Genomic DNA, 20,636 nt, shown 5'->3' with positions numbered 1-20,636 from the left:
AAAATCACCGGTTACCAATAAATATATATATTCATTGGCTTATTTACTTTTCCCTCTCATAATTTTACTTCTATGTCGAAATTACTTATAATTTCTTTATACCTATTTCTTATCGTCACCTCAGTAATATTAAGCGCCTCGGCAACTTCCTTTTGGGTCCTTTTAACATCCATTAACGTGCTTATTAGGTAGACACTGGCTGCCGCAAGTGCAGTGTAACCTTTTCCGCTAGTCAAACCGTTCTTATGCATGAGGTCGACGAGTTCCGATGCTTTTGTGGAAACGTAGGGAGGTAAGTTTAGCTTTTCTATTATTTTTGGTATATACTCAGTAGGCTTTATAGTAGGTTTAAAACCCTGGACACCCTTAGCTACGCTTTGTATTCTCTCTAATGCCTTCCACAAATCAGACGAAGATATCCCATATATACTCTTTATTTCTTGCAAAGATTTAGGTATTTTGTTAACTTGGCAGGAATAGTATAATATTCCAGCAATTAAAGTATACATCTCTATTCTCTTAGCCTTTCCTTCTTCTATCAACCTTCTCGTGAGGAGGGCTGCCGTTTCCTTAACGTGATCTGGTAAGTTCAATTTAGATGCTTCACTATTGAGTACAGACAAGTAAGTCACTAATTTCCTTTCCTTGGCAGGTACTCTTAGTTTATTTTGCATTAACCTTAGCCTATGAATTTTTGCTTTATCCTTAACCCTTGAATAACCTATTTTAGTCGTGATCCCGAAATCATGTACTTTAGCAGTTATCGGGGAACCAGTCCTCTCTCTTTCCATGCGGTCTTCGGTTGTATATGCTCGCCATTCAGGTCCTTGATCGATGAGTATGTCATCTTCGAGTACAAACCCACAATTAGTACATACATTAGTTCCTCTTTCTGGGTCAAACGTTATCGTATTTGGACTGTGGCATACTGGGCATATATTAGTCATTTTCTCTTACCTCCTCTCTTTTTCTCTACTATTTCAATGAACATCTTTTCCTTGGGCTTTTCCGTTACAAGGGGTTCGACAAGAATATACGGTTTATTCACATTTCCAATGATGTCGAGTACTTTGGCTATTCTTTTCCCACTCTCGGTAACTACGATTTTTCCAATGTAATTAAATTTTGAATAATCAATATCCCTTTTCCCTTCTATAAGCCATTTACTACCTAGCGTATCCTTATAGAAATTCCCAGCTTCTACGAGTTTAACTTTAGTCATGAGATCTGAATTGATTTTTGTATATTAGATAGTATTTATAATAATACCTACGTTAGAGAACGTTAGTCAGTGTAGTGCTTAGGATATAGATTATGGGTTAAATACTTTATTAACCCATGTTTATTTACAACTAAAAATATAGCCCCTAAATTAAAGTGATAAGTGAATGTCAACAACTGAATCGTCAGAGGACGAAATTCAACAAAAGCTTTCGGCAGCATATGAGCAAATAAGAAAGTTAAAAGAAGAGAAAGCTAAGTTAATAGAAGAGATAAAAAAGTTAAAGGAAAAAAGGAGAGAAAAAATAGAAAAAATTAAGTCAATAAGACAGCAACTAACTCAAGTTAGAGAAGAATTAAAGGCTAAGGTAGAAGAAATAAGGCAATTAAAAGCACAAAAACAAAACTTAGTCCAAGTTATTAGTGAGATAAGGAAAGAATTTGAGCAGCTGAGAAACACTGAAAAAGTAAAGGAAAAATTAGACCCTATGCAAATAATGAGGAGGATAGAACAGTTAGAATGGAGACTTCAGACTTCTACGTTATCGTTAGAAGAAGAGAAAAAGATCATTTTAAGGATAGCCGAATTAGAGAGAAAGTTACAAGTAGCTAGAAAACTAGTGTCGTTGAAGGAGAAAAATACTGAAAGTAGAGCTGAGTTGTTAGCTAAGAGAGTAGAACTATCTACAATTAGACAGAAGATGCTAGAGTTAGGTAACCAGGTGGCTGAAAAAAGGAAATTACTACAACAGCTAAAAGCAGATAGGGATAAACTAAAGAAAGAACTAGATGATATTAATAATCAAATTAAGACTGTATCTGATAAATTAACTTCTATAAGAAGTGAGATAGATAATAAGTCTAAAGAAATCCAACAGCTTAAAGATGAGCTGAATAGAATCAAAGAAAATATTAAGAACGCTAAAAATGTCACTGATATTTATCAGAACCAGATAAAGCTTAGTCAAGCAAACAAAGAAATATTAGAGAATAAGAAAAAACAGGCTGAAGAGAAGCTGAAGACCAACAAGAGGCTTTCATTTGATGAACTTTTAATATTATACTACAACCAAAATGATAGTAATGGAGAAGATTCTGATAATTTACATTGATATTGACGACGATCTAGGTAGGATAGGGATCAAGACTCCCGTTATAGGAGGGTGTGAAGCCTATAAAGCCATAAAGATTGCCGAAGAGAAGATACCTACCGATTCAGACCTAAACACTATGATAGTAGCTTATAATATATTCAAAAAGATGCATGATAACGGCCAGGACGTTGAGATAGCATTTATTTCTGGATCCGAAGGAAGCTCACTAGAAAGTCAGTTAGAGTTTTCAAGAAAATTAGACGAAGTAATTAAAAAAGTGAACCCCTCAAGGGCAATAGTCGTCTATGACAGTCCAGAAGATGCAAAAGCAATCCCTATAATACAATCTAGATTACCAATAGCTGGGATAGAAAGAGTATTAGTTGAACAATACAGAGGCGTTGAGGAGACTTACGTATTATTAGGGAGATACATAAAGAAAGCATTATCAGAACCAAGGTTCTCAAGGATTTTTTTAGGAGTCCCCGGTATAATATTGTTTATTTTAGGCTTATTTTCGTTGTTAAATTTGACCGCATACGCAGGACCCATAATTATGATGGTTGTAGCTACTGCTTTAATAATTAGAGGGCTCGGAATAGATGATTTAATTGAAAACTGGTGGGAGAATTCAACAATAATGGTTATAGTATCGATTATTGCATTAATTGCTGTAATTGCGGGAATAATTAACGGATACTTCGTGTTTATAGGTTTAAAGAGTTATGATGCAGTTACAGAATTACAAGTACTACTAAGTATATCTCCGTATATTGTTTTTGCGTCTGTAGTCCTATTTGGAGGAAAAGCAGTAAATAGGATAATAGCTAAAGACGTGAAAGTATGGCACGATATATTTAGAATATTTTCCACGGTTATAATTTACTATATAATAGTTATAGTTGCTAGAAATTTAGAGGAAAATCCAGCAGAAGTAGGGCTACAAACTATTTATTCCCTATCAATCACCACATTAGTACTGATATCAATTTATATTCTGATGAATATTATAGAAAAATATAAATTTAATCCTACTTCTGCTACTTCTTAGTCTCTTCCTTCTCTTCGCTTTTTAATCCCAGTTTCTCCCTTATCTCAACCGGTAGGTCTTCCACTTTAATAGTCTTTGCGTCTCTTGGGACTCTTCTAACCCATCTATTAAGGATTAAATATGCTTCTGGCGGATTAGACTCTTCTAACCTAGACTTAAACACTCTTATTTTTATAAATTTGTCCGGACTTATTTGGACGTATTGATACTTTTGGTGTTTTAATGCCATGTTTTCACCTATCTTACAATATCTTAAAACTCTAACTCTTCTTCCTCTACTGGTTTTATACAGTCTAACTCTGCTAACCTATCGAAAATCCTCTTTACAGCCTTATGGACTTCATCTTCTCTCTTAGCTCCAGTGATTACCATCTTTCCGCTACTGAAGATTAGCAAAACGACTCTTGGTTCATCCATTCGGTATATTAGACCGGGGAATTGTTCAGGTTCATACATGTTATTTTCAAGTAGGAATGCGGCTTTATCCAGGTTTACAATAACGTGTAGATTTGCTGAGGCTACTATATTCTGGATTTGTATCTTAGGCTTTCCGGTGAGTTGCATACCGTATTTTTTAAGGGTCTTTATGATCCTTTTCACAGCTTTAATTAATTCGTCAGTGCTTTTTGCTCCAGTAACTACCATTTTTCCTGACTTGAAAATCAGTGATGTAACCTTAGGTGATTCAAGCCTAAAAATTAGACCGGGGAACTGGTCAGGGTCATATTCTACGTTGGGTACGCTTCTTTCCATCGCATATAGGTCTAATGTTTGTTCCAATGTTACGGTTGCTACTATATTCTCAATGTTGACTACCGCCTTGTAAGGGATTTCTGATATTTAGACCACCTAAAAATAGTTTATAAAGACATTTATAAATAACTTGTTTTTAAACTATCAGGTCTTTTAAAAGCCCTAATTCTGGGAACTCCATAATTCCTTGACCTTCTATAACCCCATAAGGTCTGGCTTTTTCTAAGATACCGTTTTTTCTTATAATAGGTGACATATAGTTAGTGTGGATTAGTGATATATCGTTCCCTGACTGATAAATTCCAGTAGCTGGTAAAATAATTACGGTACTATTGTTAGAAAGAGGCATTTTTAAGAAACATTGGATCTTATGAGAAAACCCCAGTTTGTCCTTTATGCTTAGTCTAGGATGTTCATGTCCTATAATATAAATAAACTCTGGTTTTACTTCTATGTCTCTATGCCCATGAAATATTACTATTTTATCGTAATTTATTTCTTCTACAAGTTCAATATTGTCAAATTTATCTGATACTGTAGATATATAATTGTCATGATTTCCCCTTACTATTTTTAACTCGATTCCTTCTTCCTTAATTTGGGTTAATATTTCAGTTAATTCTGCTTTTTCTTGCTTGCTCAGCTTACTGAAAGAATGCTTAAAATCACCGTTTACAATTAACTTATTAGTTTTGAATATTTTAAGGGCCCTTTTATATATGGTTAGAAATCTTTTTTTCTGTATTTTAGGTATAAATATTCCTTTTGTTGCCATATCTTCCTCATACCCAATGTGGACATCTGAAAGGACTACGGAATCTAAAGGTTTAATATACAACACTGGTAGATCCTCCGCAACGTAAATCTCGGGACTAATACTTATCATATCTCTCCTTATAGTGTAATACTAAATCTTAAATCTAATAAACATCTTTTTTATACGTGTCATTACTAAAGCTCATAGGTTTAGGTTTGTCCAGTAAATTTATTACTCAAAAAGCAATAGATGAGCTTTCAACTTCAGACTTCATATACCTCGATTCGTATACTTCTTTATCCTGCGATATTAATGAAGAAACTGTGTCCACTTTATTGAAAAAAGAGGTACCTATATACAGAGCTAACAGAACACTTTTAGAAAACAATTTCAAGAACATACTAAGCCTTCTGGATGAAGGTAAAAATGTTGCCATCGCTACAATAGGCGATCCAATGATCGCTACTACCCACTCAAGCCTTGTGTCAGAGGTAAAAAATAGAGGTCACGGATATATTATCGTCCCAGGTGTATCTGTCCATTGTTATATAATCTCTAAGAGTCTGCTCTCATCATACCGCTTTGGGAAGTCTGTTACAATTGTATATCCCTTTGACAATAAAGTAGACACTACACCCTATAAAACTCTAAAGGAGAACCAGGAACGTAATCTTCATACAATTTTTTATCTCGATATAAGAGATAATACCCCTATGAATGCTGTAGAAGCGATTAACCTCTTAATAAAGATGGAAGAAATAGAGAGAAAGAACGTCTTATCGTTGGATGACCCAATCATCATAGGTGAAAGATTAGGTTGTGAAGATGAAGAGGTAGTTGCAATGAAAGTACATGAAGTATTCGACTATAAATTTAAGCCTCAACCACACATTATAGTATATCCTTCTAAATCATTACATTTTATGGAACTAGAGGGATTAAAATGCTTGATGAAGAAGTAAAAAACAGGGCTGAAAAATACATTAAAGGAATGGAAGAAAGATTACGAAAAATACCTGCCACGTCAAGAGATAAATATAGAAAAGTCTATGACCTAGCTTGGCAATATACGCAAGACGCTAGATACTATCTGGAAAAAGGGGATTACGTTACAGCTTTAGTTGATATTGTGTATGCGGAAGGTCTTCTCGATTCAATATTGTTCAATGAAAATATCGATTTAGACTCACAAATAGCTAAGAGGGTTTTCGTAGCGGGGACATTTGATATAATTCACCCAGGACACATAGAGCTGTTAAAAGAAGCCTCTAAGTACGGATTAGTATATGTGGCTGTAGCTAGGGATAAAAACTCAGAGAAAATAAAGGGAAGAAAGCCAATAAATAACGAGAATCAGAGACTTGAGGTAATAAAGAGCATAAGATATGTCTATGACGCATTTCTAGGTGACGAAAACGATTTCCTAAAAAGCGTCGAAAGAGTACGCCCGAACGTCTTACTCTTGGGACCAGATCAGAATGCAGATGAGAAAAAGATCCTTGATGAATTAGCTAAGAGAGGTCTAAAAGAGGTAAAAATTGTAAGGTTTCCTCAAAGAGTGATTAAGTATGAGCATTCTAGTACTTCTTCCATAATCCAAGAAATAGTAAGGAGATATTGTAATGACAAAAAAGAATCTTAACTTCTACCTAAAATATTAGATCGTTCTAATAACTAATTTCAACTACATATACGCCTTCAGGCACTGCGATGTATATAGGTGAATTTTGTAGAAAGTTAGCCCCATAAAGTTTTACCATTTGATCGAAGTACCACTTGTAAACAGTAATGTAGTGAAAAGTATAATAGTTGCAGTAACCAAACATGAGATAAGCACTAACTGATGAGTTGTACAAATTAATATCCACTTGTATAAGGCTTATATCATACTGAGCAGGCATTAGAAGAGGGTATGAAGCTATAGGGTATTCTCCTGAGCTGACACCAATGTCCCCAATATACGAATACTGGTAAATATTACTAGAAATTCCGTACCCGTTATATAAGTATTCGCCAGCTGTATACACCTTGAGGGGATAATAAACGTATCCATCGCTATAACCGTACCTGACATCAGAAAGAGGATTTGTATAAGATGGACTGTAGACGGGAAGGTAAATTCCCACAGTATAAATACAATCGACAATAGAGGATTCGTTAGGATAATTATAAATTTTAGTAACGTACTTAGGGATTAGCGTTAAGTTTACCCATTTAGTGTTTTTAGGTGGATTAATTTCAATTATTGCGTTAGTAATAGCATACCTGAACGACAAGTTGTACTGAGACGCCCCGTTTTGGACTATAAAAGTTTTATTTATGGGGACTATTGCCAGCGGGTCTGGTGAGTTTATCCCACGAGTATAGTTCCAACAAGGTTTTGAGAACTGAATAGGGATTTTCCCTAGATAGGGTAACCCCACGTTATTCATGTGTGGTGTAATCAAAGAATCAGAATCTTGGGTAACTCCTTCTAGTGAAATATTATACCACGTACCTTTATTCGTAATTATCAGTGCCCAAGGATATGTATAAAGTACAGAGCTAACGCTAATCGGTAGAGATAGTTTCTTGTGTACCGGTGTAAAGTTATTAGGGTATATTATATAGCAGATATCTTCAGGGTTTGCAGACACTAGCATGTAGTTCCCGTTAGCCTCTACAACAGAAATAGGTGAGGTCTGTGAGTAGTAATCTAATTTTTGAATTATACTGCTAGACGCACTTCCCAGCCTCTCTTGTATTATTGCGAGCAAGAGTAATGATAGTAAAACTATTTGTATAAATATCACAGCCCCTAGTATGCTAGATATTCCTCTCTTATTCCTTCTCATACTTTCTGATATTTCTCAAAAGGTATAGTCACATTACTGAAACTTTTAGTCTAAACTGTTCCTACTGAAACAGCTCGATTATCTCGGCATAATAGGAGTCACGGATAGTGATAAATGTTTTTTGAGAAGAGTACATATACATACTGTAACTTGATCTAAGCCTAAAACAACCAAAAAGCGTAAAAATACTATAGTTTGTTATATGTTATATTCAAAAGGTTTTTAACTTTTTTATTCTTGAGGATTTGTTACTATCTATTTCTTTAGACCAACTTAGTTTATTTTCATAACTTCTTTAATACAAGCGAGGTTAAAGTAGACTTAACACCTTTGACGGATCTTATATTCTCTATAATTTGGTTTAATTCATTGGTATCTTTAGCCTCTACTTTTACAATTATATCATAATCCCCGGAGATCTCCATCACCTCTTTGACCCCCTGAACCACCGATAATCTCCTAGTTACTGCTGTAGTGTAGACATTTGAGTCACATTTAACTGATACTATTGCTTGAATATTTTCAGGAGGCCTTGGTTTTAGTATTCTTCCAGTCACGTTTTCTGCTAGCTCCAAAAGGTCTACATCACGATAAAATCTTGCGCTTGGATTAGCCTTTATCTTAGCTAGAACTTGGTCCAGTTCACTATCTGATAGTTTAACGCCTAATTTTTCAAATCTGTCCTTAAGTGCATGTTTACCAGTGTATTTATCAATTACGTAATCTCTACTCCTTCCAAACGTTTGAGGTGGCATGAATTCGTAGGTAGAGGGATCGTTTAGTATTCCAGCAACATGTATACCTGCTTTGTGTACGAAGGCATAATCTCCAGTTATTGGATAGTTAGGCGGCATAGCAATCCCGCTGTATTTTTCAACTATACTTGCAACTTCTGGTAATTTTTCTAACTTTACTACATCTATTCCAAAGTGGTATTTTAGAGCAGCTGCAACAGCTTGTAAGGGAACTATCCCTACTCTTTCACCCAACCCGTTCACAGTAGCGTGTATTATTGTAGCACCACCCTCTACGGCAGCTAGGGCATTAGCGACTGCCATACCTAGGTCATTATGTGCATGTATGTCAAATTCTACGTCTTGGAACCTTGATGTTAGATCTCTAAATAGTTCTCTAGTTTTAGGTGGATACAAAACACCTACGGTATCTGCGATACTAATACGGTCTGCACCAGCACCTCTGGCTGTCTTTATTACTTCGAGCAAATAATTATAATCGGATCTCGTAGCGTCCTCAGCTGTGAACCTAACTTTTACTCCGTGGCTCTTGGCGTAGCTCACTGTTTCAGCGATAATATTCAAAGCTTCCTCTCTGGTGGTATGGTGTTTAGCTTTAAGGTGGGTATCACTTATCCCGTAGAATATCGCTATTCTGTCGACTTCTAATTCAGCAGCTATTTCAATATCTCTTTTAACGGCCCTGCTATGCCCGAGTATTTCTGAGTTAATTATCCCCTCTTTTTTCATTTTTACGATTCTCTTTATCCCTTCGTATATGTCGGAAGAAACCGCTGGATGTCCTGCTTCAATCATTTGAACTCCGATATCAGATAACGCTTTAGCGATCTCAACTCTTTGCTCTACAGTGAATACAACTCCAGGTGTTTGTTCTCCTTCTCTAAGGGTAGAATCAAGGATTCCTACTTTCATTTGTAAAGTTTATGATAGTAATGCGGTTATAAATAAAATGGTAAAGAAAGGTTTGAAATCCGCATTATTTGAGGGAGTTTATTACGAGTTGAGAAATATTTTCAAGCCCAATTCTCTTAGAATATTTTTCCAAAACTTTTGAAAGTAATTCATAAAACTCCTTATTTTGTTTTATAGCATCCATATGGTTAGTGTAGGTAAAAATTATTGAGGAAGTCAAATTACCGCTATGCATGTAATCTTGTTCTATCTCTTCTAGTATTGCTTCTACTGTTGATAAATCTACCTTACTTCTGTACTGTCTAATTAATTTAAATTCCTCTTCGTCCATTATTGACATATTTTACACCGGAAGGATCAAGCTCCCAGTATTTATATTCCCTGATATGATATCTAAAAGTTTGTCTAAGTTTTTGAAATTGACTACTAGCACTTTTAACTTTGATCTTTCTATTATTTTAATCGCTAATGGATCTAGTAGTTCATACGTGCCAGCGTTGACAGATTGTGAAAACTCTAAAATTCTCTTTAATTCTTCTGTATTTAGTTTAGGTAATAACTTTGCCCCATTAAACTTCCTAGGGTCTTTATCGTAAACACCGTCTACGTTTGTAGCAAGGACTAGTAAATCACTATTAATAGCTTCGCTTACTAGTGAAGCTACGGTAGCAGTAGATTGGCCGGGCTGAAAACCACCTGTCACGATAACCCTCCCGGTTCCCCACTTTTCTATGAATTCCTCTAGGCTCTCTGGTACTTTAGAATATGCTAATTCGCCCAAATAGAAAGCTACCAAGTAGGCGTTTAATCTGGATGCCCATATTCCGAGCAGATCCAAATGAGCTTCTCTAATACCAGCTCTTCTGCCGATATTTATATACTTCCTAGCTGTACCTCCTCCTCCCGTTACTATGGCTACTCTGTGCTCGTTTTTAAGCAAAGATAAGACGCTCTTCTTTATAATTTCTAAGTTAGCGGAGTTTTCTTCATCAAAGAACTTACCACTTATCTTTAAGGTTATTATCATCAGAGAAAATGGTTTACATTAAAATTAAAGCTCAACTCTCTCACTCCGGCCGCTAATATAATATTAAAAATGTATTCTCTTCTATTATAAAGCGTAAAATGTGATAAATCAAACTGGATAATCGTCTGGTAATTTATGCCTAAAGTACTTACCTGTTTCGGGGTCTTTAAATAGTCCTATTTTAACACCCTTTCTCCCCTTAGGAGCTAGTACCCACGTCTTTTCTGGTGCCAATTCCATCTCTTTACCACCTGGTGTTTTCACTTTAACCTTTTTCTCAGCCATACCAATCATCATTATACTATTATAGGCAACTTTAAAAACCTTTTTACAACTCATGCAAAGGATAATACCATCAGTAAGTTAAAGATACCTTGAAGGACTCCTTTATCAGTCAAAAGCTATGAATAGGGAAAACCGTTTAGCGAGGACGGTGAATCTAGTTGCAAGTGCCCCTTCTTAGAAGATCCCCCATTTCATATCTGTAACATTCTTAGCTCGATTGGAGACTTAACGACATTTGAAGAGTGTATATATTGGGCTATTACACTCTTCAAGCCTCCAAGTAACGTGATATTATAACTTCCTTTTTATAGAGTTAGTTAGACTGTCATATTTCGAGGCGCGGTTACCAATGAGGCGACAGAGTGCTAGGTTGCTACGGTGAACTCTCTTGCATCGAGTATTAAGTCTCGGTCAAAGGGCATCGGAAGTACCTCCATCGATCTGAATAACAGAACCGGTAATATAACTTGAATAATCAGATAGTAAAAACGTAATTAAAGACCCTAATTCTTTCTCTACGTCACCAGTCCTTTTTAAGGGAGAACGGGAAACGACTTCCTTTTCCCATAACTCTTCAAAATTTATACCGACTTTCTCAGCCAATCTTCTCAAACTCCTCTTAGCCCCTTCTGTTTCGAAACTACCCATCAGGACTACATTTGCTGTGATATTAAACTTACCATAATCCTTTGAAATTATTTTAGCCAGTTGGAGGACAGGTGAGCGAGATACATCGGCTAGGACAAAAATACTCTGCGGTTGCTTAACTGTCCATGAAGATAAATAGATTATTCTACCGCTTTTTTTCCTTACCATATAAGGGATAACAAGCTTAGTTAGTTTTATTGCACTAAGTAGATACAAATTAACGGAATACGACCAGTCTTCTATAGTAGCCTCGTCAAAAGTAGATGGTTCGGAAGGAGGATTCCCGGTATTAAAAATGAGAGCGTCTATCTCTGAATTAAATTTTTCAACTGAAAATTCCACTAATTTATCTAGTGTATCCAATTTACTCAGATCTGATACAATACCATATACCTCTGGATTATACTTTTTAAGGCTTGTCACTGCTTTTTCTAATTTCTCTTCATTTCTGGAAGATATTACTAATCTGCAGCCTTCCTTAGCCAGCTTTCTAGCAATACCGAAACCTATCCCTTCGCTAGAAGCTGTGATAATAACTTTTTTTCCGTTTACGTTTACGTTCACGCTTATCTTATCTATTATCCTTTATATAAATACTATATAACGTATTCACCTTACCTGATGTAGTCACTAGGTCAATACCTATTATCTTAACTCCCTTATTTTCAAGTTCAGCAATCTTAGCTTTTAATTCTTCTGCATTTCTGACAGTAATGAATAAATCATAGACCCCTTCATATATCTTAATTGCTTCACTAATTTCTAAATTGGAGTAGATCGTAATCCTATAAGTTTTGTTACTAGGTTTTAGGGTAAATATCGTAGATAATTCTCTCCCTTGAACTTTCCCGTAGCTCTTGAAATAGTACCCAGCAATGTCTTTCACCTCTCCTTCTATTATCAGTGGATACTCTTCTAATACTCTATACTCTGATGGCTCAGAAAAAGGTACATACAACTTAGAGTTAGCAAGAAACCCTTCTAGGGACTTCCCATCTTTAGCATACCACCTTGATATCGGTATACCTCTGGATAGCCTATTGTAAAATACCAGTGTTTTATACGTCTTCTTAACCTCAATTACTGTGTCATATTCAAAATCATAAACTAGTTCCACTTCTGCTTCTTCGAAAGCCGGAGTAAATCCTTTTTCGCTTATCCTCTTACCTACATCCCGTTTTATTTCATTCTTAATACTTTCATAATAAACTAGGTCATTATTTACTATAAATTCCTCCTCTAGCCTTTTTAAGTAACGAGGTAGGTTTACTCCCAATACGAAGGTCTTATATCCTTTCTCTCTCAGAATATTCAACGCCTTTTTCTCAAATTTTTCTTTGATTTCTTTTATTCTATTTCCGCATATATAGCATTCTCTCTTTTGAAACTCTCCGCTGAAATATAAGGAAAAGAGAGGGGAAGCTTCCTCACCGATATTGTAAAAGATCTCCTTTAACTCCTCTAAGTTATTCACTTCATGCTCTTTAATCATCCTATCTAATTCCATTAGGGCGGCAAGCTTTATTGCCTTGCCCCTTTCTTCATTACTATGTCCGTAGCTGAGTCTAGCGAAGCATCTACCTAAACAGCTATCGCAAAGAGGATATTTAGAGAGCAAGCCTATTGCCTTATTTAATATCTCTCCCTTCAAAGAGTTTTGCAAGCCCTTTCTTCCTCCTCATCATTTTTAATAAATTATTTGTCATTTCGTACTGCTTTAGCAGCTCTCTTACCTCCTCAGGCGTTGTCCCAGAGCCCTTAGCAATCCTCCTTATCCTAGACTTATCGATTATATCAGGGTTATCTAGCTCTTTATAAGTCATGGAATTCATTATGTTCATAAATTTCTTGATCTTTTCCTCTCCGAGCTTTAACTGTTCTTCAGGGATCTGGGACAAGATACTATAACCGGGGATCATCTGAAGGATCTTATTTAGGGGTCCCATTTTTCTCATAGCATTCAACTGCTTGTAAACATCCCTTAATGTGAGCTTAGTTTTACCAGTTAGTACATCCTCCATTTTCTTTTCCAGTTCCTCGTATTCTTCTACTCCCTTCATTTTTTCTATTATAGCTTCAATATCTCCCATGCCTAATATACGAGAAACAAACCTTTTAGGGTTGAATACTTCTAGTTCGTCTAGTTTTTCTCCCGTCCCTATAAACTTTATAGTAGCCCCAGTAGCTGCTACGGCTGAAAGAGCCCCTCCACCCTTTGCAGTCCCGTCCATTTTAGTAATTATAATAGACCCTATCGGGCTTGCTGCATGGAACCTGGAAGCTAAGTCATAAGCCTTTTGTCCTATCGAAGCATCAATGACTAGGATCACTTCGTCAGGGTTTATACTCTCATAAATCGATTTCATCTCTTCCAGTAGTTTTACCTCCTCACCATATCCGTGTCTTCCAGCTGTATCTACGATGATCACGTCATATTTTTCTTTAAGAAATTTTTCAACGCCATTTTTAGCTATTTGTACTGCATCTTTATTTCCAGGCTCTCCATAAACCGGGACATTAATTTGATTACCAATTTGGATCAGCTGGTCATAAGCTGCCGGTCTGTAAATATCAGCAGCGACTAAACCAACCTTATACCCTTTTTTCTTATAAAATAGAGCTAATTTACCGGAGGTTGTAGTTTTTCCGCTCCCTTGTACACCTACTAGCATAATTACATAAGGCAACTTTTTAGGCATTATATCGGGTTCTTTATTCCCTCCAAAGAGGTTAGATAGTTCTTGGTAAACTATAGAAATGAACCACTCCCTTCTTTCTATTGTTGAAGGTGGTTTTTCACTTGACAGTCTATTCTTTATTTTTGTGGTGAGTTCGTTTACGAGCTTAATGTTTACATCTGCTTTTATTAGAGAAATTTGGAGATCTTTTATGAAATCATTTACAGCCTTATTGTAATCGGAGGAACCTAAAAACTTCTTTACTGCGTCTTTGAGGTTATCAAGCAAGGTTATTTAACCCTTACAATTTTTCTACGTCCCATTACATCCCAGTATTCTACTTCTGCCCCAGGCCTTATCTTATCTGAAAGTTCTGCTTCCTTAGGTCTCTCAATATCAAATGTCTCATAGCTTTCCAAATCCATTATTTGGACTGTATCACCTTTATCGGCGAGGATCTGCCCCACATGTTTCTCGATTATAGGGACTTCGACTTGCTGATCTACAGGTGCCATTATAGTCCTTTTTTGCCCAGTAAAAATTCCTATTGCCACTACGTTAGCCTTTGCGCTCCCGTGTTTCCCCGTTTTAGCTTTTGTTATGTCCACAACCCTACAAGGCTCTCCATCTATAACTACATAACTTCCAACTTTTAAATCGCCAACTGTAGTATATTGAATGCTCACGATTACTCCCATTAATCCTAAAACACATTAGGTTTTAAACTCTTTTGTCATTTTCACGAAGTTTAGAACTGAGTAAGCTCCGAGCTTTGGCCCTTCATCATAGGTCAGCTAGTCTAACCTCTTCACAGCAACTTATTTTTACTAAATAATGATATATAAGGGTATGCCGTGGAAAGTAAGGTGTAGAAACTGCAAGACAGAATGGACAATAAATATTAGTTTTGATATAAGTAAGCAACCCGCTATTTACCAGTACTGTAAAGTGTGCAGGAGAAACACTTTTAATGACATCTTAGAATACATTGAATAAGGGATGAAGAACCCCATATATTTGATCGATGAAATAACCTGTCTCGTCTGACTCTAACTGACAAAATCGCCGGTCTTAATTTTCTCAGGAATATATTGGAAAGCTAAGAACTTTAACCCCTTACTAGCCATTGCTTCTATCTCTAGCTTCGATTTCTTATCAAGAAAGATCTCGATTTCATGTTGCCACCCCTTCGTCTTAAACCAGTCATAATTCTTAATTTCTAAAGCCCTTTTAACGTCAGCATCTTTAGCCTTTATAATGTAATTCCTCCTCTCCTGCTCCGAAAGATAAGCCTTCTTGTTCCTATCCCCGAAAATATCTGTCATTGAAACACCTAAGAATTTAGCATTAGGTGTTGCCAACCTTTCGCTTTCATATGATAATGAAATAGAACCTATCCTGAACACACTATAAATATACCATCCGTAAGGGTCAGCATCAGTTAAGATGTAAACTGGGAGTTTAAGCTCCTCATTTAGCCTCCTTACAAACCTCCTTGTTGCCCTATCTGGTTGACCTGCACTAGTGATCAGAATAGCCTTGTATTGTCTCCAAAAACCGGCCCTATGGAGTTGTTGAAACACTGCGTCTTTCTCTACGACTAATACGAATTCAGCATTTACATTTACAAAATCGATTAAGTCCGGTGTCGGCTCAATAGCGTACGCTCCGTGTCCCATCTTGCTTAAGTCAATAACGTCGTTTCCGCTCCTTATCTGCATATCACCCACAACTTTTCCTTTCTCTTTGCTGAGGATCAGCATATCTTCTCTAAGTAGATTTGTAAATACCTCAATATCTACAATTACACTATCAGATTCCTTCTGTTCATCCCATGTGTTCTCCTCATAAGTTTTATTAGGTCCTTTGAGAATTATCGAGTGTTTTCCTCTGTAATAGAGATCACGTATTGTTGGGTATTCGTCGTTAATGAGTGCATCATATATTATACTAGCCATCAAGGTAGTTTGCATGAAACGCTTAGCCTCATTTAAATCTAGAAAGTTTCTCTTTAACTTGTCTTTGCCTAATATTAACAAGCCCCTCTTTTCGTCATATACAGTATTTGATAACGTCCTCTTCGGTATGTCCATTATAGGGGGTTCTCCTTTGTTTATCTGCTCCACTACTTTAAGGAAAGAGTCCCTAAGAACCTGAGAAGCCTTCTTCCTAGCTTCACGGTCTACTTTAGATGTAAGCTCCGTCATACTTCCTCAACCTTATAATTCTTAATTTCTTCTAATAACTGCTTATCCTCAATTTCAAGCCTCTTTAGTACTAACTCAAGTAGCTTCTCCCTTAACGAATTTTGGGCTTCGTTCAATTTCTCTTTATTATTAACCATAAATATGGCTAAGCTTCTACTTACTTCTGGTATATACTTTAGATAGGTAATAAGTCTTTTCTTTGCTTCTTCTTCCTTCTTTTTCTCACTTATATATATTTTAAGTTCTCTAGCCACGTCCATTACAGCTAATTTTATTTCTTTTTCTATCTCTTCTACGTCAGCTATGCTTTCTTTTCCCGCGCTCTTATATGGGACTTTAGTACTGCATAAATGAACCATAATAACTAATGGGGGTTGGTCTTCTTCTATTCCGTATCTCTTCCAGTCTATTTCCTCACTAACTACTTTCCATATTACATCTGACTTCTCGTCATATACTAATGGTATCTTATTAGCGTATCTTAGTACTACAGGCTCTGGTGAGGGCGGTATTGCACCCCCATATGCGATCCCGGCTTCTACAATAAACGGATGGCCTTGATATGCTTTAGGTTTTCTGGTAATAGCTGCAGCAAACTCTGGGTTAAAGATCTTTTTCAAGCTAAGTTCGATTATGTCCTCACCTATTACTGATAAGGCTTCAGCAGAAGGTGGTCTGAAATCTTCAAACTTTTTCATTACTTCTACTAGTCTAGAGATCTCTTCATCAGTCAAGTTGTTTACTTTTTTAGTCTTAGTAATATTTGCTAGCTCGAGAATTTTATCGGCCGTAATGTCACCTATACTCTGAAACTCATTAATTAGGAACTCTCTTACTGGGACTGGTTTCTTTAATTGATTAATGAGGTATTTAATCAGTTCAATATCGACTCCGTAAGGGTGCGGTTTAACTTCTTCAGGCGGCTTAGGTAATTTATCTGTTATCCTCTCGTAATAAACCACATTTCCGTCCGGATCTCTAAACGTAATTTCAGAATATGGTGCAACAACATAAGTCTTCTTAATATATTCGTAGACTCTACTTTTTGCCCTCTGCCAATCTGCAACTAGATATAATGTGACGGAAGTCCCATGCCACCCTTTATCGTTCGAGACCGAATACCTCTCAATAACTACCGGCTCATTTTTAGTTACGTCTATTTTGAGTTTAAAGTAGTAGATCCTTTTGGAATTTATCGGTGATGTGTAGACTTCAACAGGTTTATCCTGATACATTTGGCTATATAATACCGCAGCCTTAACACCTAGTCCGTACATCCCTCTAGTTTGCCTCAAGACGTACTTAGAACTGTAAAGGACCCTACCAAAAGCGTTAGGGACAATATGTGGGGGTATGCCTATACCGTTATCTTCTACATTGACCTTGTATACCTGCTTCTCCGGATTACTAAGCTCAATTAAGACCTTAATTGACGGTAAAATCCCATGGACATCGGTAGCGTCTAATGCGTTTTCAACCAGTTCTCTAACTGTTTGGTAAAGTGCACGCGCAGGGTTACTAAAACCTGCAAGCTCAGGGTTTCTCTTGAAAAATTCAGCAGGTGAAATACTTGTATATTTCTCAGATGACATAATTATCACACGGTTTGTATCCTTATTTACTCTGTCTATACTAATAAGGATACTGACAGTATCGGAAGAATTACAGTAGCATCTCCGTAGATTACTACGTTTTCACTTGAAGGCTTTATCTTATTCCATGATATTGCTTCTCTAGGCTTTGCACCGCTAAGACTTCCGTCGTACTCTTGAGCTGTGGTAACATAAACCGCATAGTCTAGCCCATCTTTAAACTGGTTCCACCAGATCGTATGGTGCTTACTTATCCCTCCACCTATTATTAATGCCCCTGACTTTCTGCATGAAAACACTAAGTCTTTAATCAATCTCATGTCTTCAAATAAATTGAGTTTAAGGCCGTTAAATTGAGAAGAGATAAATAGGTTAGTACCAAATGACCCGTCAACAACACCGGGGACTATAATAGGGACTTTCCTTTCATACGCCGCTCTGAGTATAGAGTTCTTATCTTCTATCCTTTTCCCAAACTCCCATAGTAGTTCGTACACTGGCCACTCTTTCTTTATTTTTATAATCTCGTCTACGTTCTTCCTAACAACATTTTCAATAACTTTACCGTAACTCTCGAACGGGACAAGCACATTCCCAAGCCTATGGATTTCCATATCCCTAAGCATTGAGTCGTCATAATCGAAGAACCCCTTGTAATACTTACCTCCGTTACTTCTAGCAATATCGTGATCAATAGTCCCTCCGGTAGTTATCACTATATTGAAGTACCCTTTACGGATGAGATCGGCAAAAAGGCCTCTAAGACCAGTAGAAACTAGGTTAGCTGTAAATGATAGGAAGCGCAAATCAGCTTCTTTTACCATATCTTGTAAAATTTTAGCCCCTCTCACGATTGCTTCTGCTGAGAAGCCGTATACTCTGTTTAGGATACTTAGTATTTTCTCTGTCCCACTAAGGTCTTCTAGTGCTATATCCTCTATCGGTTCTTTAAGTAGGTCTTCTCTTTTCATCCTTTGGTCACACCTATTGGCCTCAGCCTGGCTACGAGCTTAGCTATTTTAACCTCATGAGCTACCTTAGCAACTCTATCAACATCCTTATAAGCACCTGGTGCCTCTTCAGCAACTACTCTTTTAGTGGCAGCCCTTATTACGATCCCTTTCTGCTCTAGGTTCTGTACTACATTGTTTACTGGGTAACTCCTTACAGCAGCTTCTCTGGACATCCACCTTCCTGCACCGTGAGGTGCCGTAAACCATGTCTTCCTACCTTCTGGTATCCCTGCCATCACATAACTCGCAGTCCCCATACTCCCGGGAATGAGCACTATCTGTCCCGTGTTTCTGTGGTCAGGAGGGATTTCAGGGCTACCCGGCGGAAAAGCCCTGGTCGCACCTTTCCTGTGAACTAAAACTTTCTTCCTTTTTCCTTCAATATCATATTCTTCAATTTTAGCTATATTATGTGCAACATCATAAATTATATTTAAGTCTAATTTTTCTGGGTCTATCCTGAAAACTCTACCGAAACTCTCTCTAACCCAATGGGCTATCATCTGCCTGTTAGTCCAAGCAAAGTTAGCAGCGGAAACCATAGCATGGATATAGTCCTGGGCTTCCCTAGTGTTAAAAGGTATAGCAGCAAGCTCCCTGTCGGGGACATGTATACCATATTTTTTCATAGCCCTCTCCATTACTTGTAAGTAATCGCTGGCTACTTGATGTCCTAATCCTCTGGAGCCAGTGTGCACCATTACAGTTACTTGTCCCTCATGGGTTATACCTATAGCTTTTGCTACTTCAGGGTCGTAAATCTTATCCACAACTTGTATTTCTAAGAAATGGTTTCCGGCACCAAGTGTACCTAATTGGGTATGACCTCTCTGTTTTGCAATTGGACTAACTTTAGAGGGGTCTGCCAGATTCCAACTCCCGTGCTGCTCTATATGCTCCATATCCCTGTCCCAACCATACCCGTTCTCAACAGCCCACTTCACTCCTTCTGCTAATACATTATCTAACTGTTGTAATGTTAACTTAACTTTCCCCTCACTTCCTACTCCGCTCGGTACGTTCCTATAGATTTCTTCAACAAGGTCTTTTAGTTTATCTTTCACGTCCTTGTAGTCAAGGTTAGTCCTAAGTAACCTAACACCGCAATTAATATCATATCCTATTCCTCCAGGTGAAACTACGCCTTCTTCATCTATTGCTGAGGCCGCTATTCCACCGATTGGAAACCCATAACCCTGATGGCCATCCGGTAAGACATAAACTGACTCTTGAACTCCCTGTAAACAAGCAACGTTCATCGCTTGTTTTAGTGTTAAGTCCTGTTTCATTTTCTCGATTAATACGTCATCAGCAAATACTGTAACGGGTACTCTCATACACTCTTGCGTCCCTTTTTCAATTTTCCATTCGTAAGTGTTAACCCTTTTGGGTTGAATATTCGGCATTCCGATATGAAAATTATTTTAAACTCTAATAAAGCTGATTTAAATTGTGAAGAGTATAGCGGACACTGAGAAAAAATGATGAAGGCTGAGTAACGGATCTATATGACTTTCTTTGTTGATTCTTTTTTCTTTTCGTTAATTTCCCTGTATTTCTTTTTGAGTTCTCTAAATATCCCGGAAACTTCATCCATATCTATAGTATACAAAGCCTCTCTTAGGAACTTATATGCACAAGCCTTACTGTGAAAATAGTAATCCTCACCTTTAACCGTCAACTTAATACCTTGCCCTTCTGGAAACTTCCTTCCACATACTATACACTCTAAATTCACTTTCATACAAGAAACGGAGAATTTAAATTTTTAAAAATAGCGGTGTATTGTGCATTAAAATAACGGTGATT

The 20,636-nt window shown here is 37.0% G+C and carries 24 protein-coding genes; 5 read left to right on the top strand and 19 right to left on the bottom strand.

Translation table 11 applies throughout. The annotated features are described in order from the left end of the window. Nucleotides 1-56: 56 nt before the first annotated feature. Nucleotides 57-947 carry a transcription initiation factor IIB gene (locus tag KN1_RS12120; protein ID WP_221287904.1) on the bottom strand — a complete coding sequence of 297 codons (891 nt, stop codon included), beginning with the start codon at nt 945-947 and terminating at the stop codon, nt 57-59. Further along, entirely contained in the window at nt 944-1,222 is a 279-nt protein-coding gene (locus KN1_RS12115) for an H/ACA ribonucleoprotein complex subunit GAR1/NAF1 (RefSeq protein ID WP_221287903.1), read from the bottom strand. The genes KN1_RS12120 and KN1_RS12115 overlap by 4 nt, the downstream gene beginning before the upstream one ends. A 166-nt stretch (nt 1,223-1,388) precedes the next feature. On the opposite strand from KN1_RS12115, the gene KN1_RS12110 reads away from it, so the two are divergent. Together KN1_RS12110 and KN1_RS12105 are read left to right on the top strand one after the other, a co-directional pair. Further along, entirely contained in the window at nt 1,389-2,333 is a 945-nt protein-coding gene (locus KN1_RS12110) for a coiled-coil protein (RefSeq protein WP_221287902.1), read from the top strand. After that, on the top strand, nt 2,305-3,366 hold the full coding sequence (locus tag KN1_RS12105; protein ID WP_221287901.1) for a DUF373 family protein: 1,062 nt from the start codon (nt 2,305-2,307) through the stop codon (nt 3,364-3,366). The genes KN1_RS12110 and KN1_RS12105 overlap by 29 nt, the downstream gene beginning before the upstream one ends. Here KN1_RS12105 and KN1_RS12100 read toward each other — a convergent pair. The 3 genes from KN1_RS12100 to KN1_RS12090 all read right to left on the bottom strand — a co-directional run bounded on the left by KN1_RS12100 (nt 3,356) and on the right by KN1_RS12090 (nt 5,005). Next, nucleotides 3,356-3,595, bottom strand: a complete 240-nt coding sequence (locus tag KN1_RS12100; protein ID WP_221287900.1) for a DUF5622 domain-containing protein — start codon at nt 3,593-3,595, stop codon at nt 3,356-3,358. The two genes, KN1_RS12105 and KN1_RS12100, sit on opposite strands and share 11 nt — an antisense overlap. Nucleotides 3,596-3,618: 23 nt before the next feature. Further along, nucleotides 3,619-4,164, bottom strand: coding sequence for a TATA-box-binding protein (locus KN1_RS12095; RefSeq protein ID WP_258712653.1), 546 nt, complete (start codon nt 4,162-4,164; stop codon nt 3,619-3,621). Nucleotides 4,165-4,255: 91 nt separating this feature from the next. Then, entirely contained in the window at nt 4,256-5,005 is a 750-nt protein-coding gene (locus tag KN1_RS12090) for a metallophosphoesterase (protein WP_221287899.1), read from the bottom strand. A 56-nt stretch (nt 5,006-5,061) separates the two neighbouring features. Here KN1_RS12090 and dph5 point away from each other — a divergent pair, with 56 nt between their 5' ends. Both dph5 and KN1_RS12080 read left to right on the top strand, forming a co-directional pair. Then, nucleotides 5,062-5,838, top strand: coding sequence for a diphthine synthase (gene dph5, locus KN1_RS12085; RefSeq protein ID WP_221287898.1), 777 nt, complete (start codon nt 5,062-5,064; stop codon nt 5,836-5,838). Beyond that, complete coding sequence (locus KN1_RS12080; RefSeq protein WP_221287897.1) at nt 5,820-6,518, top strand: DUF357 domain-containing protein; 699 nt, start codon at nt 5,820-5,822, stop codon at nt 6,516-6,518. The genes dph5 and KN1_RS12080 overlap by 19 nt, the downstream gene beginning before the upstream one ends. 25 nt (nt 6,519-6,543) lie before the next feature. Here the strand turns inward: KN1_RS12080 and KN1_RS12075 are convergent, their stop codons facing one another. The 9 genes from KN1_RS12075 to KN1_RS12035 all read right to left on the bottom strand — a co-directional run bounded on the left by KN1_RS12075 (nt 6,544) and on the right by KN1_RS12035 (nt 14,701). Further along, nucleotides 6,544-7,710: an archaellin/type IV pilin N-terminal domain-containing protein gene (locus KN1_RS12075; protein ID WP_221287896.1), complete on the bottom strand. Its 1,167-nt coding sequence runs from the start codon at nt 7,708-7,710 to the stop codon at nt 6,544-6,546. Nucleotides 7,711-7,994: 284 nt separating this feature from the next. After that, nucleotides 7,995-9,377, bottom strand: a complete 1,383-nt coding sequence (gene lysS / locus KN1_RS12070; RefSeq protein WP_221287895.1) for a homocitrate synthase — start codon at nt 9,375-9,377, stop codon at nt 7,995-7,997. Nucleotides 9,378-9,441: 64 nt separating this feature from the next. Continuing rightward, nucleotides 9,442-9,717 carry a hypothetical protein gene (locus tag KN1_RS12065; protein WP_221287894.1) on the bottom strand — a complete coding sequence of 92 codons (276 nt, stop codon included), beginning with the start codon at nt 9,715-9,717 and terminating at the stop codon, nt 9,442-9,444. A gap of 3 nt (nt 9,718-9,720) precedes the next feature. Continuing rightward, complete coding sequence (gene pyrH, locus KN1_RS12060; RefSeq protein WP_221287893.1) at nt 9,721-10,404, bottom strand: UMP kinase; 684 nt, start codon at nt 10,402-10,404, stop codon at nt 9,721-9,723. Nucleotides 10,405-10,512: 108 nt separating this feature from the next. After that, nucleotides 10,513-10,689 carry a chromatin protein Cren7 gene (locus KN1_RS12055; RefSeq protein ID WP_221287892.1) on the bottom strand — a complete coding sequence of 59 codons (177 nt, stop codon included), beginning with the start codon at nt 10,687-10,689 and terminating at the stop codon, nt 10,513-10,515. Between the two features lie 411 nt (nt 10,690-11,100). Continuing rightward, nucleotides 11,101-11,901 carry an SDR family oxidoreductase gene (locus tag KN1_RS12050; RefSeq protein ID WP_221287891.1) on the bottom strand — a complete coding sequence of 267 codons (801 nt, stop codon included), beginning with the start codon at nt 11,899-11,901 and terminating at the stop codon, nt 11,101-11,103. Between the two features lie 7 nt (nt 11,902-11,908). Further along, complete coding sequence (locus tag KN1_RS12045; protein ID WP_221287890.1) at nt 11,909-13,000, bottom strand: pseudouridylate synthase; 1,092 nt, start codon at nt 12,998-13,000, stop codon at nt 11,909-11,911. Next, nucleotides 12,966-14,303: a signal recognition particle protein Srp54 gene (locus tag KN1_RS12040; RefSeq protein WP_221287889.1), complete on the bottom strand. Its 1,338-nt coding sequence runs from the start codon at nt 14,301-14,303 to the stop codon at nt 12,966-12,968. Before KN1_RS12040 ends, KN1_RS12045 begins: the two co-directional genes overlap by 35 nt. Before the next feature lie 2 nt (nt 14,304-14,305). Continuing rightward, complete coding sequence (locus tag KN1_RS12035; protein WP_221290745.1) at nt 14,306-14,701, bottom strand: translation initiation factor IF-5A; 396 nt, start codon at nt 14,699-14,701, stop codon at nt 14,306-14,308. A 163-nt stretch (nt 14,702-14,864) separates the two neighbouring features. Here KN1_RS12035 and KN1_RS12030 point away from each other — a divergent pair, with 163 nt between their 5' ends. Continuing rightward, complete coding sequence (locus tag KN1_RS12030) at nt 14,865-15,011, top strand: hypothetical protein (RefSeq protein ID WP_221287888.1); 147 nt, start codon at nt 14,865-14,867, stop codon at nt 15,009-15,011. A gap of 53 nt (nt 15,012-15,064) precedes the next feature. On the opposite strand, the gene KN1_RS12025 is transcribed toward KN1_RS12030, so the two are convergent. The 5 genes from KN1_RS12025 to KN1_RS12005 all read right to left on the bottom strand — a co-directional run bounded on the left by KN1_RS12025 (nt 15,065) and on the right by KN1_RS12005 (nt 20,571). After that, on the bottom strand, nt 15,065-16,222 hold the full coding sequence (locus KN1_RS12025; protein WP_221287887.1) for a DNA topoisomerase IV subunit A: 1,158 nt from the start codon (nt 16,220-16,222) through the stop codon (nt 15,065-15,067). Then, the gene (locus KN1_RS12020) at nt 16,219-17,814 is read right to left on the bottom strand and encodes a DNA topoisomerase VI subunit B (RefSeq protein WP_420857147.1); all 1,596 of its coding nucleotides are present in this window, start codon (nt 17,812-17,814) and stop codon (nt 16,219-16,221) included. The genes KN1_RS12025 and KN1_RS12020 overlap by 4 nt, the downstream gene beginning before the upstream one ends. Nucleotides 17,815-17,849: 35 nt before the next feature. Beyond that, nucleotides 17,850-18,785 (bottom strand): deoxyhypusine synthase, encoded by a 936-nt coding sequence (locus KN1_RS12015; RefSeq protein WP_221287886.1) that lies wholly within the window; start codon nt 18,783-18,785, stop codon nt 17,850-17,852. Continuing rightward, the gene (locus KN1_RS12010; protein ID WP_221287885.1) at nt 18,782-20,233 is read right to left on the bottom strand and encodes an RtcB family protein; all 1,452 of its coding nucleotides are present in this window, start codon (nt 20,231-20,233) and stop codon (nt 18,782-18,784) included. Before KN1_RS12010 ends, KN1_RS12015 begins: the two co-directional genes overlap by 4 nt. Before the next feature lie 98 nt (nt 20,234-20,331). After that, nucleotides 20,332-20,571 carry a hypothetical protein gene (locus tag KN1_RS12005; RefSeq protein WP_221287884.1) on the bottom strand — a complete coding sequence of 80 codons (240 nt, stop codon included), beginning with the start codon at nt 20,569-20,571 and terminating at the stop codon, nt 20,332-20,334. Nucleotides 20,572-20,636: the final 65 nt, after the last annotated feature.

The organism is Stygiolobus caldivivus (assembly GCF_019704315.1).
Classification (GTDB): Archaea; Thermoproteota; Thermoprotei_A; order Sulfolobales; family Sulfolobaceae; genus Stygiolobus; species Stygiolobus caldivivus.
Note: the sequence above shows the minus strand (reverse complement) of the source record. Positions and strands in the feature narration are given on the sequence as shown.

Coding starts and splice junctions, on each gene's coding strand:
- pyrH (WP_221287893.1), bottom strand. CDS start 10,404: ATGATAATAACCTTAAAGATAAGTGGTAAGTTCTTTGATGAAGAAAAC.
- KN1_RS12080 (WP_221287897.1), top strand. CDS start 5,820: ATGCTTGATGAAGAAGTAAAAAACAGGGCTGAAAAATACATTAAAGGA.
- KN1_RS12005 (WP_221287884.1), bottom strand. CDS start 20,571: ATGAAAGTGAATTTAGAGTGTATAGTATGTGGAAGGAAGTTTCCAGAA.
- KN1_RS12015 (WP_221287886.1), bottom strand. CDS start 18,785: ATGAAAAGAGAAGACCTACTTAAAGAACCGATAGAGGATATAGCACTA.
- KN1_RS12120 (WP_221287904.1), bottom strand. CDS start 947: ATGACTAATATATGCCCAGTATGCCACAGTCCAAATACGATAACGTTT.
- KN1_RS12010 (WP_221287885.1), bottom strand. CDS start 20,233: ATGCCGAATATTCAACCCAAAAGGGTTAACACTTACGAATGGAAAATT.
- lysS (WP_221287895.1), bottom strand. CDS start 9,377: ATGAAAGTAGGAATCCTTGATTCTACCCTTAGAGAAGGAGAACAAACA.
- KN1_RS12075 (WP_221287896.1), bottom strand. CDS start 7,710: ATGAGAAGGAATAAGAGAGGAATATCTAGCATACTAGGGGCTGTGATA.
- KN1_RS12055 (WP_221287892.1), bottom strand. CDS start 10,689: ATGGCTGAGAAAAAGGTTAAAGTGAAAACACCAGGTGGTAAAGAGATG.
- KN1_RS12030 (WP_221287888.1), top strand. CDS start 14,865: ATGCCGTGGAAAGTAAGGTGTAGAAACTGCAAGACAGAATGGACAATA.
- KN1_RS12025 (WP_221287887.1), bottom strand. CDS start 16,222: ATGACGGAGCTTACATCTAAAGTAGACCGTGAAGCTAGGAAGAAGGCT.
- KN1_RS12100 (WP_221287900.1), bottom strand. CDS start 3,595: ATGGCATTAAAACACCAAAAGTATCAATACGTCCAAATAAGTCCGGAC.
- KN1_RS12065 (WP_221287894.1), bottom strand. CDS start 9,717: ATGTCAATAATGGACGAAGAGGAATTTAAATTAATTAGACAGTACAGA.
- KN1_RS12110 (WP_221287902.1), top strand. CDS start 1,389: ATGTCAACAACTGAATCGTCAGAGGACGAAATTCAACAAAAGCTTTCG.
- KN1_RS12020 (WP_420857147.1), bottom strand. CDS start 17,814: ATGTCATCTGAGAAATATACAAGTATTTCACCTGCTGAATTTTTCAAG.
- KN1_RS12115 (WP_221287903.1), bottom strand. CDS start 1,222: ATGACTAAAGTTAAACTCGTAGAAGCTGGGAATTTCTATAAGGATACG.
- KN1_RS12105 (WP_221287901.1), top strand. CDS start 2,305: ATGGAGAAGATTCTGATAATTTACATTGATATTGACGACGATCTAGGT.
- KN1_RS12090 (WP_221287899.1), bottom strand. CDS start 5,005: ATGATAAGTATTAGTCCCGAGATTTACGTTGCGGAGGATCTACCAGTG.